The sequence below is a fragment of the Falsiphaeobacter marinintestinus genome (genome assembly GCF_007923355.1).
In the GTDB taxonomy this organism is placed as follows: domain Bacteria; phylum Pseudomonadota; class Alphaproteobacteria; order Rhodobacterales; family Rhodobacteraceae; genus Phaeobacter_A; species Phaeobacter_A marinintestinus.
The window spans coordinates 116,248-129,261 of the sequence record NZ_VOGO01000006.1 but is presented as its reverse complement, the minus strand read 5'-3'; the positions used below and the strand labels follow the sequence as shown (position 1 = coordinate 129,261).

Annotated in this window: 12 protein-coding genes; 4 read left to right on the top strand and 8 right to left on the bottom strand. The window is 60.7% G+C overall.

Annotation, left to right across the window (positions count from 1 at the left end; translation table 11 throughout):
- Positions 1-2 precede the first annotated feature (2 nt).
- Complete coding sequence (locus FOY56_RS14210; protein ID WP_146346523.1) at positions 3-1,706, bottom strand: acyl-CoA dehydrogenase; 1,704 nt, start codon at positions 1,704-1,706, stop codon at positions 3-5.
- Positions 1,707-1,843: 137 nt separating this feature from the next.
- Here FOY56_RS14210 and FOY56_RS14205 point away from each other — a divergent pair, with 137 nt between their 5' ends.
- Positions 1,844-2,821: an L-threonylcarbamoyladenylate synthase gene (locus FOY56_RS14205; RefSeq protein WP_146346522.1), complete on the top strand. Its 978-nt coding sequence runs from the start codon at positions 1,844-1,846 to the stop codon at positions 2,819-2,821.
- Here the strand turns inward: FOY56_RS14205 and FOY56_RS14200 are convergent.
- On the bottom strand, positions 2,798-3,355 hold the full coding sequence (locus FOY56_RS14200; protein ID WP_146346521.1) for a YqgE/AlgH family protein: 558 nt from the start codon (positions 3,353-3,355) through the stop codon (positions 2,798-2,800). The genes FOY56_RS14205 and FOY56_RS14200 overlap by 24 nt on opposite strands.
- A 141-nt stretch (positions 3,356-3,496) precedes the next feature.
- On the opposite strand from FOY56_RS14200, the gene FOY56_RS14195 reads away from it, so the two are divergent.
- Positions 3,497-4,312, top strand: coding sequence for a protein-disulfide reductase DsbD domain-containing protein (locus tag FOY56_RS14195; protein WP_146346520.1), 816 nt, complete (start codon positions 3,497-3,499; stop codon positions 4,310-4,312).
- Positions 4,313-4,318: 6 nt separating this feature from the next.
- Positions 4,319-4,765 (top strand): NUDIX hydrolase, encoded by a 447-nt coding sequence (locus FOY56_RS14190; protein WP_146346519.1) that lies wholly within the window; start codon positions 4,319-4,321, stop codon positions 4,763-4,765.
- Here the strand turns inward: FOY56_RS14190 and FOY56_RS14185 are convergent.
- The 6 genes from FOY56_RS14185 to FOY56_RS14160 form a co-directional block, all read right to left on the bottom strand.
- The gene (locus FOY56_RS14185; RefSeq protein WP_146346518.1) at positions 4,735-8,136 is read right to left on the bottom strand and encodes an efflux RND transporter permease subunit; all 3,402 of its coding nucleotides are present in this window, start codon (positions 8,134-8,136) and stop codon (positions 4,735-4,737) included. The two genes, FOY56_RS14190 and FOY56_RS14185, sit on opposite strands and share 31 nt — an antisense overlap.
- A gap of 6 nt (positions 8,137-8,142) precedes the next feature.
- Positions 8,143-9,600 carry an efflux RND transporter periplasmic adaptor subunit gene (locus FOY56_RS14180; protein WP_146346517.1) on the bottom strand — a complete coding sequence of 486 codons (1,458 nt, stop codon included), beginning with the start codon at positions 9,598-9,600 and terminating at the stop codon, positions 8,143-8,145.
- 106 nt (positions 9,601-9,706) lie between these two features.
- Positions 9,707-10,249: a molybdenum cofactor biosynthesis protein B gene (moaB, locus tag FOY56_RS14175; RefSeq protein ID WP_146346516.1), complete on the bottom strand. Its 543-nt coding sequence runs from the start codon at positions 10,247-10,249 to the stop codon at positions 9,707-9,709.
- Between the two features lie 3 nt (positions 10,250-10,252).
- Positions 10,253-10,870: a LysE family translocator gene (locus tag FOY56_RS14170; protein WP_146346515.1), complete on the bottom strand. Its 618-nt coding sequence runs from the start codon at positions 10,868-10,870 to the stop codon at positions 10,253-10,255.
- The gene (locus FOY56_RS14165) at positions 10,867-11,466 is read right to left on the bottom strand and encodes a metallophosphoesterase family protein (protein ID WP_146346514.1); all 600 of its coding nucleotides are present in this window, start codon (positions 11,464-11,466) and stop codon (positions 10,867-10,869) included. Before FOY56_RS14165 ends, FOY56_RS14170 begins: the two co-directional genes overlap by 4 nt.
- Positions 11,463-12,239, bottom strand: coding sequence for a uracil-DNA glycosylase (locus FOY56_RS14160; RefSeq protein WP_146346513.1), 777 nt, complete (start codon positions 12,237-12,239; stop codon positions 11,463-11,465). Before FOY56_RS14160 ends, FOY56_RS14165 begins: the two co-directional genes overlap by 4 nt.
- A 75-nt stretch (positions 12,240-12,314) precedes the next feature.
- On the opposite strand from FOY56_RS14160, the gene FOY56_RS14155 reads away from it, so the two are divergent.
- Positions 12,315-12,962, top strand: coding sequence for a scavenger receptor class F, member 2 (locus tag FOY56_RS14155; protein ID WP_246139499.1), 648 nt, complete (start codon positions 12,315-12,317; stop codon positions 12,960-12,962).
- Positions 12,963-13,014 lie beyond the last annotated feature (52 nt).

Genomic DNA, 13,014 nt, shown 5'->3' with positions numbered 1-13,014 from the left:
AATCAGGCCGCCAAATCGTCAGAGCTAAGCGCAAACAGAGTTCCGGCACCCGTCTGAGCCTGCGCAAGCAGCGACGACGTTTCCGGCAACAGGCTTTCGATATAGAACCGCGCCAGTTTTTCACGGGCGCTGCCCGGATCGGCCATTGCCGCGGCCAGATGATAGTGCCCGCCCAGCACCCGCGCAAACGCCTTGAGGTACGGAACGGCCCCGGCAAACCGGTCGTTCAGATCCGTCTGCGATACCAGCCACTCGGTCGTTTCACGCAGTGACTCGGTCGCTTGCCAGACCGCTTCGGCCATGTCCGGATACTGCACACGGGCGCGTTCTGCCTGATCTTCGATTTCATCCAGCAGACGCGCGGCAGCTTCGCCACCGTCCATCATCTTGCGGGCGACAAGATCCATCGCCTGAATGCCGTTGGTGCCTTCATAGATCGCCGTCACGCGCACATCGCGATAATACTGTGCCGCGCCGGTTTCTTCGATAAAGCCCATGCCGCCGTGCACCTGCACACCAACTTCGGACACTTCAATGCCGGTTTCGGTACCGAACGCCTTGGCGATCGGGGTCAGGAACGCCGCGCGGGATTTCCATTCGGCGGACCCGGTTGCGGTCTGCATGTCGATGGCAACCGCGCAGGCCAACAGGATCGCGCGTGATGCGAACACATCGGCTTTCATTGTCGCCAGCATCCGGCGCACATCTGCGTGATCGACAATTGTGCCCGAAGGGGTTTTGCCCTGCTTGCGCTCCATCGCATAGGCCAGCGCGTGTTGATAGGCACCTTCGGCAGCGCCAACGCCCTGACCGCCAACACCCAGACGGGCGTTGTTCATCATGGTGAACATTGCAGCCATGCCGCCGTTTTCTTCACCGATCAGCCAGCCTTTGGCCCCGGCATATTCCATCACGCAGGTGGGTGAGCCATGCAGGCCCATCTTGTGTTCCAGCGACACGACCTTCAGATCGTTCGCGACACCGGGGTTGCCGTTTTCATCGGGAATGTACTTCGGCACCAGAAACAGGCTGATGCCTTTGGTTCCGGGAACGCCATCGGGCAGGCGTGCCAGCACAAGATGGCAGATATTGCCCGCAAAATCGTTGTCGCCCCACGAGATATAGATCTTCTGACCAGACACCGCGTAAGTTCCGTCGCCATTTGGCACGGCCTTGGAGGTCAGCGCGCCAACATCCGATCCGGCCTGCGGTTCGGTCAGGTTCATGGTGCCGGTCCACTCACCGCTCATCAGTTTGGGCAGGTAGAGGTCTTTCAGCGCATCGCTGGCGTGATGTTCCATCGCCTCGATCTGGCCCTGGCTCATCAGCGGGGCCAGTTGCAGTGACAGGCAGGCCGCGCTCATCATTTCGTTCACGGATGTGGTCAGCGCCATGGGCAGACCCATGCCGCCATATTCGGGGTTCCCGCTCATCGCGATCCAGCCACCTTCGGCCACGGCCTTGAACCCGTCGGCATAGCCGGGCGAGGTCCGGACCACGCCGTTTTCAAGCTTGGCCGGGTGCAGGTCGCCGTTGCGCTGCAGCGGGGCCATCACTTCTTCGCACATCTTGCCGGCTTCGGTCAGGATGGCGGTCACCAGATCACCGTCTGCCTCGGCAAAGCGGTCTGTCGCAGCGACCTGGTCAAACCCCACCACTTCGCGCAGCAGGAATTCATAATCTGGAACGGGGGCACGGTATGTCATGACATTCCTCGTTTTGTCTTGAGCGGTCCGGTGCGCGCCAGACTTGGCATCGGCCTCAGGCACCGGTATGGAATTAGCTTGGGAAGATTACCTATCGTCGCCCACCAAACAAGCAACCAAAACGCCGCGTCATAGCCATGAATGCCCCGACGACCCTTCATCTTGGGACCAGCCAAGCCGATCTGACGCGGGCCGCAGCGCTGTTGCGCGCCGGTGACGTCGTGTCGTTGCCGACCGAAACTGTCTATGGGTTGGGCGCCGATGCGCGCAATGGTGACGCCGTGGCGCGGGTGTATGAGGCCAAGGGTCGGCCCAGTTTCAATCCGCTGATCGTGCACGTCGCATCAACGCAAGCCGCGCAGCGTTATGTGGTTTGGTCCCCGCAGGCCGATCTGCTGGCGCACGCCTTTTGGCCGGGACCGCTGACATTGGTTTTGCCGCTGAAATCAGGGCATGGAATTTCGTCGCTGGTGACGGCGGGGCTTGAGACGCTGGCTGTTCGGGTTCCGGCGCATCCGGTGGCACATCGGTTGCTTGAATTGTTTGACGGCCCGGTCGCTGCGCCATCTGCAAATCCGTCAGGCCGGATCAGCCCGACCACGGCAGACCATGTGTTGGCCGGTCTGGATGGCAAAATCGCTGCTGTCGTGGATGCGGGCCCCTGCAGCGTCGGGGTCGAATCCACCATCGTCGGCCTGGCGGGCGAACCGACCCTTTTGCGCCCCGGCGGCGTACCCGCCGAAGCGATCGAAGCCCGATTGGGAACATCTTTGGCCCGCCTTGCGTCGGGCGACCCGCTTACTGCGCCCGGCCAGTTGCTTAGTCACTATGCGCCCTCTGCTGCCGTCCGGCTGAACGCCGTGACTGCCAGGGTGGATGAGGTTCTGCTGGGGTTTGGCGACATGGCATGCGACCTGAACCTGTCGCCATCCGGTGATCTGGCCGAAGCAGCGGCTAATCTGTTTGGGTTTTTTCACCAACTGGACAGTCTGAAACGCCCGATTGCCATTGCCCCGATCCCAGACCACGGGCTTGGCGCTGCAATCAATGATCGCCTGCGCCGCGCCGCCGCGCCCAGACAGTCGCCGCCCTCAGGCGTGGCCAGCGCTTGCTGACAGGGCTAGCGGGCTGATACCGAGTTGCTGCAGGGCAACTTCCCACTTCTGTCCGTCGGGCGACCTAAAAATCAGGTCCGGGTCAGCATCCGCCGTCAACCAGCCATTCATGGCAATCTCGGACTCCAGTTGCCCCGGCCCCCAGCCTGCATATCCCAGCATCAACAGGGCGCTGTCCGGTCCCTGCCCTGACGCCAGATCCTCAAGCACATCCAGCGTGGCTGTCATGCTGAACCCGTCGGACACCTTCATCGAATGCAGATTTGCGTCATAATCGGTCGAATGCAGAACAAACCCGCGCGAGGTTTCAACCGGCCCGCCAAAATGGATCGGCATCCGTCCCCGGTCAGGGCGTTGCAGCCCTATGTCCAGTTGTTTGAGAAGATCAGACAGGACCAGATCGGCGGCGGGCTTGTTCACGATCAACCCCATCGCCCCCTCTGCGCCGTGACTGCATAGAAACACGACCGAGTGTTCGAACCGGACATCGCCCATGTTCGGCATTGCGATCAGAAGTTTCCCGGTCAGGTTCATTGTGCAGTCCAGCTTTTCCATCTCTTAAACATGGCGCTGCATCTGCGGCCGTGCAAGGGCTGAACCGGTATCTGCGAAGATTGCAATATGTTGACCGGAACGTGACTTGGCATTTCATCCCGAAATGCGCATCTAAGATGCATGCTGAAATCAATTGCCTTTACCCTTGCTGCCTGCGCCGCCCTTGTTTTCCCTTCGACTGACGTTCGAGCGGGGTCTGAACTGGACGGCCTTGTGCAGGTCGAAGTGCTGGATGGCGGGATGACCCGCGACGGCACCTATATGACCGCGCTGCGTCTGACGTTGTCGCAAGGGTGGAAGACCTATTGGCGTGCCCCGGGTGATGCAGGTATTCCGCCCAGCTTCAACTGGCGCGGCTCGCGCAACGTCGGTGCCGTGGCGATCACCTGGCCAGAACCAGAAGTATTCTTGACAAACGGGCTGCGCACCATCGGGTATTCGAATGAATTGGTCTTACCGGTCGAGGTTACGCCATCCAAAGACGGCACCCCTGTGCGGTTGAAAGGCCGTATGGATATTGGACTGTGTAGTGACGTCTGCATCCCCGGTTCTGTTGATTTTGACCATCGGCTTGACGCTGGTGCCGGGCGCAACCCGGCCATTGTCGCAGCCATGGCACAACGGCCCTATACGGCCTCGGAGGCGGGTGTGAAATCGACCACCTGCACATTATCACCGACCCCCGATGGGATGCGGGTCGAAGCACGGATCACCATGCCATCTGCTGGCGGCACCGAGATCGCGGTGATCGAACCAGGCGACCCACGGCTATGGGCGGCCGAAAGCGCGACACACCGCGCGGGCAACGTGCTGGTCACCTCAACCGAACTGATCCGGGATACCGGCGGCAGCTTTGCCATCGACCGGTCGCAAATCCGCATCACAGTTCTTGGCAAAAGCCATTCGGTCGACATCCGCGGCTGTTCAGCCGGGTAAAACGTAGTGACTCAGCGCCCCCATCTTGCCGCGATTGCTGTTCTGGTTCGCGATACAGATGTTCTGCTGGTTCAGCGCAGCAAAGACCCGGACGCGGGGTTGTGGGGGTTCCCCGGCGGTCATGTGGAGCTGGGTGAAACCGCGCTGCAGGCCGCCGTTCGCGAACTGCACGAAGAAACCGGCGTTCGGGCCGAAGCGGTTGGCTATTTGACAAACATTGACGTCTTGCGGCACGACGACAACGGCAGCGTCACCGCACATTTTCTTCTTGCTGCCGTTCTGTGTGACTATCACAGCGGGTCACCGGTGGCGGATGACGACGCGCTGGACGCGAAGTGGATCGCCTTCGCAGATCTGCGGTCGGGCCACTATGACCTAAGCGACAGCGTGCTGGAGGTCATGGATCTGGCCTTGGCCCGGGTTCAGGCCCGCCGCGCCATCGCGCGTCCGTAAAGCAGCGCTGCGAACAAATACACCACCAGGATGATACCCATCGTGCCGGACACGAACAGCATCAATGCGGCGCGCAGCGGTGCAATGGCCCCTAGGGCTGGCAACGCGGTGGTGAATTCGACCGGCAAAGCACCGTTGACAAGGGTCCATCCCATTGTGGCGGCCAGCCAGCCCAAAATCAAAACCCCCGAGACGACAACAACACCGCGCATACCGCGATTGGGGCTGTGCAGCGCCCGGCGCAACGCCGTCAGAGGGCGCGAGAAGTCGCGCTGCATCGCCACCAAAGCCGGAACCACAAGCAACACCAGGAACATGCCAAAGCCCAACCCATAGACCAGAGTAATCACGGTGGGTTTCAGGAACTGCGCCTGTTGCGAGGTTTCGTAGAGCAGCGGCGCCAGACCCAGAACCGTGGTCAGCGTCGTCAGCATCACTGGCCTCAGCCGGTCCGCCGCGCCGTCGACAATCGACGGAATCAACCCACGGTCCTCGGCATACTCATCAATGGTCGATACCAGAACGATAGAGTCGTTGATGATGATGCCGGTCATGCCCAAAAGACCAACCACGGTGAATATGCTGAGCGGCACATCCCAGACATTGTGGCCATAGATCGTGCCGACCAGACCAAAGGGAATGACCGCCATTACCACAAGGGGTCGCGTCCAACTTGCAAACACCCACGCTAGAACAAGGTAGATCCCGGTCAGACACAGGATCAGGCCTGTACGCGCATCGTTCAGAAAGTCGTCTTCCTGTTCGCTCAACCCGGAAAGCCGCCACTCAACCTGACGTTCACTGGCGATTTTCGGGAGGATTTCGTTTTTCAGCGCCTCTTCGATTTCAGTTGCGCGGGTTGGGTCGTCTTCCGAAATATCTCCGGTCACACTGATCAGCCGGACGCCGTTTTCGCGCCGCACGGTCGAAAACCCGGTGCGCTGCGCGACGCTCACGATGTCGGCCAACGGAACATAGATTCCCTGCGGTGCCCGCATCAGCGTGCGTTCAAGGAAATCGGCCGTCAGTTCGCCCTCTGGCAGTTCCACCCGGATCGCAGCACTGCGCGGACCGTCGGGATAGGTGGCAGCCTCGATCCCGTTAAGCCGGTCGCGCAAGGCACGACCCAGTGTGTCGATGGTAAAGCCCAGCGCCTGCCCCTGCGCGGTCAGATCAAGGATCAGCTCTTCCTTGTCATAGGCCAGATTGTCTTCGATGGCGGAAACTTCGGGATATTGGGCAAGCGCGGTCTGCAAATCCAGGCTGGCCCCCTTAAGCTCGTCCACACCGGCGCCATAAAACTGTACGTCCAACGCATCGCCACCCGGCCCCGAACGCCAGCCCCTGAAACTGATGGTTTCGACCATCGGGTGACGGTTCACCTTGTCCTGAAGCTCACCCACAAAGGCGAAACTGGAATACTCGGGACGCAGATCCGCATCGATCAGTTCGATACTGATCCCACCCAGTTGATCGGCATCCTTAGTGTCGGCCCCAGCCAGCCCGCGCCCTGCGTTGCCGCCAATTTCAGCCATCACATAGTCAAGAGGATTGCGGCCATAACGCTCTTCGTATTCCTTGCCCAATGCATCGGTGGCGCGCTGCATTTCGCGCATCATTTCCAGCGTGTCAGAGCGGGTCGCGCCTTCGACCATGGCGAAGTTCCCGGTGACCGACCCGCGTTCGGGCGCATTGAAGAACCGCCATTGCACTTCGCCGCTGATAAAGACGGTAATCTGGCTGGCCAGAATCACGATTGCGCTGGCCAGTACGACATAGCGTCCCCAGACGATCCAACCCATGAACGGTCGGAACACGGTATCGCGCACCCACCGAAAGCCTCTGTTCACGATGCGGTTCGGGAAGTCATACCAGTGTTCCTTGGCCGAATGCGCGATGGCATGCGACATGTGGTTAGGCAGGATCAGGAAGCATTCGACCAGCGACGCGATCAGAACCACGATCACGGTGAACGGAATATCCTTGATAAGATCTCCGAACCGACCGCCAATGGCAGTCAGGCCAAAAAACGCGATCACAGTGGTCAGCGTCGCTGCAAGCACCGGCATGAACATGCGACGGGCGGCGTTTTCTGCGGCGACCACGGGGTGTTCACCAAGCCGTCGGGCGCGATAATCGGCATGTTCACCAACAACAATGGCGTCATCCACCACGATGCCCAATGTGATGATCAATCCAAACAGGCTGACCATGTTGATCGTCAGACCAAAGGCATACATCAGCGCGATGGCGGCCAGAAGCGAGGCCGGGATACCTGCCGCCACCCAGAAGGCTGTGCGGGCGTTCAGGAACAGAAACAGCAGGCAAACCACCAGCACCAACCCGACCAGCGCATTGTCGACCAGAATGTTCAGACGATCAGTGATCGCTGCAGCCCGTGTTCGGATCAGCTCCAGCGTCACGCCCTGCGGCAGGCTGAGTTGCATCTCTGCGGCGACTTCTTCCACCGTGTGCTGGATCTTGATCGCATCGCCCTGATCCGACCGGTCGATGCGGATTGAAACCGCCGGGTCAGGTCCGACGTAATAGGTGCGGTTGCGATCCACACCTTCGACCAGAATGGTTGCGACATCCGATATCAGCAGCTTTGAGCCGTCAGCGTTGGACCGCAGCACGATATCCGAGATTTCTTCGGCTGTCCGCTTTTCGACCCCGGTCCGCACGCGGGCATTGGCCCCGCTTACATCACCAGCCGGATCGGCGTCGACCTCGGCTGCAATGGCGCTGGCAATTTCAGCCATGCTGATATCGTTGGCGATCAGTTTGGCGGTCGGCACTTTAACAATCGTCTGCGGTGCGGCGATCCCGCGGATCGTTGTGCGCGTTACACCGACAGCAAACAATCGCGTAACGAATTCGTCAGCGAACAACCCCAGCTGTTCAGGCGCAACGGGGCCGGTCACGACCACGTCCGTCACCCGATCGCGCCAGGCCCCCCGCCGCACAACAGGGTCGTCTGCCTCATCCGGAAGGGTTGTGATTGCATCGACTGAGGTTTGAACATCATCCGCCGCGCGGGCCATATCCCAGCCGGGTTCGAAATCCAGCGTGATCGAGGCCCTGCCTTCGCGCGATACCGAGGCCGAGCTTTCGACACCTTCGACGGCCAACAATGCAGGTTCCAGAATCTGAACAATCGCACCGTCCACATCCTCGGGACCGGCGCCATCCCAGGTCACGCTGACCGTGACATTCGCCACGATCACGTCCGGGAAAAACTGTGCGCGCATATTCGGGATCGACGCCGCACCCAGGACCACAAGGACCACCAGAAGCAAGTTCGCTGCCGTGCGGTGGCGCGTGAAATAGCTTAGCAGACCGCTAGCAGCGCCGGGGATGTTGCGCGCCATGGCAGCTTACCCTCCCATCCGGGATTCGAGCCTGTCGACAAGACGCTTGGGCACCTGATCATTGCCCAGCGCGGTGAGAATTCGAGTCTTGATCTCGTCAGGCATCTTGTTGTTGGCTTCGACAAATGCGATCAGCCTGTCGCGGCGTTCCTGGGACAGTTCTGTCGTTTCCGGTTCGGCAGGTGTTGCCGCCGGGCCATCCCTGAGCGGTCGCACCCGGATACCGGCCCCCAACAGCGGAGTGCGACCCAGAACGACTTCACGCCCGGCCAATCCCTCGCCACGCAAAAGCACGTCATCGCCCTGACGCCGAACCAGCACCACCGGCAACGATTCCAACCTGTCTTCGGGGTCAAGCACCAGCACAGTGCGGGCCGCATCCAGGGAAGAGGCCGGCAGACGGGCGACATTGTCCAGAGGCGGTTCTTCGACTGCCACTGTAATGAAATCGCCGGGCTTGAACCCGGGCGCTTTGTCCAGTCGGGCAAAGATCATCCGACCCGATTGGCCTTCGCCCGCAGCGGCACTGTCACGGCTGATCCGGCCTGTGGCTTTAAGCTCTACGCCGGTCACATCCAGCATGGCGGTGACGGGCGCTTTGATCAGGTGCCCCGTATCATCCAGAAGCCGGGCATATTGTGCCGTCGACACCCGAAATGCGACTTCCAGCGCATTCGGATCGATCAGTTCGGCCAGTTTTTCATTGGCCGACACAAGTCGACCCTGAACCAAAGTTACGCCATCCAGTGTGCCGCTAAATTCAGCGGTCACAGTGGTATCTTCCATATCCCGTTGGGCTTCAGCCAAAGCAATGCCAGCCCGCGCCAGCCGGGTCGCGGCCTGATCCACACGGGCCTCGGCACCTGCCAGTGCGATCCGGCGGGTCAGAACCGATTGGCGAGCCGAAGCCGCGACCAGTTCGGACTCTTCCACCGCAGTGGCGGTTCCAACACCCCGGGCCAGCAGATCTTTCTGGCGATTAAAGGCGCGTTCCCGCAAGTCGGCCTGATCCTGCGCGGCGGCCAGTTCGTCGCGCGCCAGCAGCAATGAACGTTCCGCCTCGCGCACCTCTGCCTGCGCATCCAGTTGATCACTTGCCACCCGGTCAAAAGCGGATTGCGCATCCGCCGGATCAATTTCCAGCAGAACATCGCCCTTTTCAACGACTCCGCCCTCTTCAAAGCTTTCCGACAGCCAGATCACCCGTCCACCGGTCGCTGCCCGCAATTCCAGCGTCCGGCGGCTTTGAACCTGCCCGAACGCTTCTAAAATCGGGGTAACGGTCTCGAAATTGGCCGTTTTGACATTGACGGCAAAGACACGTTCCCGCGCTTTTGGAGGGCTGCGATCATCGGCCATGCGATCCTGAACGGCGGACATGACCATCTGGCCGGCATAGACCAGCAGCGCCACTGTCAGCGACGCCAGAAACACCCCAACCAGACTTTGACGCAAAAAACGCATCCGCAATCACTCCAAGATCACATTCAACCAGCCTTATATTGAACTAGCGGTCGAAAGAAAAATGCCAAACCACAATCAAGTTACACGGTTGAAACGCACCAAGTGCCTATTTCCGTCGCATATGTTCGTCCAAGCGCGGCATTATTTCGACAAAATTGCAGGGCCGATGCCGGTAGTCCAGCTGGAGCGACAGGATTTCGTCCCACGCATCCTTGCAGGCACCTGGACTGCCGGGCAGCGCAAAAAGATAGGTTCCGCCCGCAACGCCGCCGGTCGCACGTGACTGAACCGCGCTGGTGCCGATCTTTTGCATCGACACCATGGTGAACACGGTTCCGAAGGCATCGATCTCTTTTTCATAGACATCCCGGTGCGCTTCGACAGTCACATCACGTCCGGTCAGCCCGGTGCCACCTGTCGATATGATCACGTCCACAGAGCTATCAGCAATCCACCTGCGCAATTGGTCCGAGATATCGCCACGTTCATCGCGAACAATCTTGCGGTCGGCCAGAGTATGCCCTGCCGCCGCGATCCGGTCGACCAGCACCTGACCCGACCGGTCTTCGTCCAGCGATCTGCTGTCCGAAACGGTCAGAACCGCGATGCGGATCGGAATGAAATCTTTGCTCTCATCAATACGCGACATCGATTATGCCCTTTCCATGATGGCCAGACGAAACGCCAGTGCGGCAAAAATCCCGCCACTGATCCAGCCCAGAATGCGGGTGGCGCGCGCATTGCGGACCAGCCGACGACCTGCCCTGCTGGCAAAGACGCCAACCAGCCCGTTGATGACGAACCCGCCCAGCGACAAGATGGCCCCGAAAATCAGGAACTGCGCCAGGAGCGGCTGCGTATCGTCCAGAAACTGTGGGATAAAGGCCAACACAAACAGGATCACCTTGGGATTGGCGAGATTCACAAACAGCCCCGACCGGAAGGCGCGGCTGGCCGGAATTTGCGGTGTGTCCGGCGCAGGCGCGCGGCCTGCCACAGCCACCCATGCGAGGTAAAGCAGATAGGCCACCCCGACCCAGCGCAAGACGTCCAAAACCCATGGCATCGCGGCCACGGCTGCCCCCAAGCCAAGCCCGGCCAGCGTCACATGCACCATCCCGCCCACCGCAATCCCGGCACTGGCAGCCATGGCCGGGCGGTGCCCCGACCGCAGTCCCTGCCCCAGACAGAACATCATATCCGCCCCCGGTGTCAGGTTCAAAGCCAGCGCTGCGGGAATGAACGTCAGAAGAACAAGCGGGTCGATCATGGGTCAATCTCGAACCAGGTGACTGTCGGGCCAAGATTGCAGACCAGCGTTTCACCGATCTTGCCACTGCGCCCCCAGCAGTCATGGATGTGGCCGCACAGCGCCAGTTTTGGCTGAACCCGCTCGATCGCCGCGTGGATCGCAACCGATCCGATGGACAGACCGGCCGACGTCACATCAGCCACACCTTTGGGGGGTGAATGGACCACCATGATGTCGGCGTTTTCGCATTTGGCCAACATCCTCTCGGCCTCGTCCTCGGACAAATCACAAGACCAGCCGCCGAACGGCGTTTCCGGGACGGCATAGCCCAGACCGAAGATTTCGAGCCCCAACACCTTACAACCACTGCCGTGCAAAACGGTCATATTCGGGTTGGCGGCCTTGGCCAGTTCATCATGGCTTTCGGCGTTGCCCGGTACGACGATCATCGGCGCGGTGACCCCGGCGAACATCTCCATCGCCTCGGTCAGACCTTGGCGCATGTTGCAAAAATCACCTGCGCCGATCACCAGATCCGCCTCGGCGCTGGCGGCGACCAGATCGGCGGCCCGTGAGCGCGCCATGTGAACATCAGAGAAGGCAAGAATTTTCATATTTTCTCCCGCAGACGTGCGTTGAGGTCCAGAAGATCAGCCCAGGTCTCCCGTTTGGCCTGTGGTTGGCGCAACAGATAGGCGGGGTGCAGCATCGGCATCACGGGCAGATCCCAAGCCTGATCCCATTTGCCGCGCATCCGGGTGATTCCGCGGCGCCCCAGCACCGTCTGGCAACTGATATTGCCCATCAACACCAGCACGTCCGGCTTGGCCAGCGCCACATGGCGTTCCAGAAACGGCTTCATCATTGCGATCTCGTCCGGCTTGGGGTCGCGGTTCTGCGGTGGCCGCCACGGCAAGACATTGGTGATATAGACATTTTCAGCACGGCTCAGGCCGATCGCCTCAAGCATGCGGTCCAGCAAGTGGCCTGCGCGCCCGACAAAGGGGCGCCCCTGCTGGTCTTCCTCGCGCCCCGGCGCTTCGCCGATGATCATGACGCGAGAGTCCGGAACGCCATCTGCAAAAACAAGGTTGCGCGCGCCTTTCTTCAGGTCGCACAAATCAAACCCGGCCAAGGCGGTTTTCAGATCCTCAAGCGTGCGCGCGGCGCTGGCAGATATGCGGGCGATCTCGACCGGATCTTCATCCTTTTTCGGTTTCACAGCTTGCGGAACCGCAGTCGGACCGGGCCCCGGCGTCACTTTTTTCTGCTTGTCGGGCAAGTCATACCGGTTGAGTGGCGTCTCACCGATTGTCTCGGTCACGCCAAGTTCAACCTGCCACTCCAGCAGCGCACGTGCAGTATGATAATCCAGCCCCGAATCCATGCGCCTACTCTACTCTTCCGGTCAGCGAGGGAAAGCGCCCTTGCGTCGAAGCGCGCAGGGCGCGACCCTGTGCCCATGATACTGCGCCTGACCGCCCTGATGCTGTGCCTTTTAATGGCCGTCCCTGCCACCGCGCAGGGTGTACGCGACACGTGCCCCATCGGCAGCCAGAAATGCGGCTTCACCTCGTGTTGCAGCGCCGGGCAGCAATGTACATGGGATGGATATTGCATCGGCTTGGGAGTCACGTATTGCGGCGGCGGGCGAACCTGCCCGCTTGGGCAGCGTTGCGTCAACAACGGTCTGACCTGCCTTGCCGCTGGCGAAACACTCTGCCCCGGTGGCAAGACCTGCCCCTCTGGCACCCGATGCGAACGCGGAACCTGCGTGGGGCTTGGAGAAACCCTGTGTGGCGTTGGTCGTACCTGCCCGGCGGGCACCACCTGCCTGCCAACGGGCGGATGTTCCCGCCTCGGATGGTTCTTGTGTGAAACCGGATCGCAATGCCGTCCCGGGTTCAAATGTTCACTGATCCGGGGCTGCGTGCCTCAGAATGCTGCCGATTGCGGGATGGGGCGCTGGTGCCGCCCAAATGAGTTATGCCTTGAGGGTGGGGCGTGTTCTGTCCCCGGTGCGACCCGATGCAATGGCGGTGCAATTTGCGATCCCGGCTTTCGCTGCACCGCTGAAGGCGCCTGCGAACCGACCCCCGACCCGGAATGACGGCGCGTTGTGCTTTGCGTTCCGCGTGGCGCATGATCTGCTCACCTTAAGG

What these genes read in the sequence shown, in the direction of transcription:
- FOY56_RS14210 (WP_146346523.1), bottom strand. Translation starts at nt 1,706, where the DNA reads ATGACATACCGTGCCCCCGTTCCAGATTATGAATTCCTGCTGCGCGAA.
- FOY56_RS14205 (WP_146346522.1), top strand. Translation starts at nt 1,844, where the DNA reads ATGAATGCCCCGACGACCCTTCATCTTGGGACCAGCCAAGCCGATCTG.
- FOY56_RS14200 (WP_146346521.1), bottom strand. Translation starts at nt 3,355, where the DNA reads ATGAACCTGACCGGGAAACTTCTGATCGCAATGCCGAACATGGGCGAT.
- FOY56_RS14195 (WP_146346520.1), top strand. Translation starts at nt 3,497, where the DNA reads ATGCTGAAATCAATTGCCTTTACCCTTGCTGCCTGCGCCGCCCTTGTT.
- FOY56_RS14185 (WP_146346518.1), bottom strand. Translation starts at nt 8,136, where the DNA reads ATGGCGCGCAACATCCCCGGCGCTGCTAGCGGTCTGCTAAGCTATTTC.
- FOY56_RS14180 (WP_146346517.1), bottom strand. Translation starts at nt 9,600, where the DNA reads ATGCGTTTTTTGCGTCAAAGTCTGGTTGGGGTGTTTCTGGCGTCGCTG.
- moaB (WP_146346516.1), bottom strand. Translation starts at nt 10,249, where the DNA reads ATGTCGCGTATTGATGAGAGCAAAGATTTCATTCCGATCCGCATCGCG.
- FOY56_RS14170 (WP_146346515.1), bottom strand. Translation starts at nt 10,870, where the DNA reads ATGATCGACCCGCTTGTTCTTCTGACGTTCATTCCCGCAGCGCTGGCT.
- FOY56_RS14165 (WP_146346514.1), bottom strand. Translation starts at nt 11,466, where the DNA reads ATGAAAATTCTTGCCTTCTCTGATGTTCACATGGCGCGCTCACGGGCC.
- FOY56_RS14160 (WP_146346513.1), bottom strand. Translation starts at nt 12,239, where the DNA reads ATGGATTCGGGGCTGGATTATCATACTGCACGTGCGCTGCTGGAGTGG.
- FOY56_RS14155 (WP_246139499.1), top strand. Translation starts at nt 12,315, where the DNA reads ATGATACTGCGCCTGACCGCCCTGATGCTGTGCCTTTTAATGGCCGTC.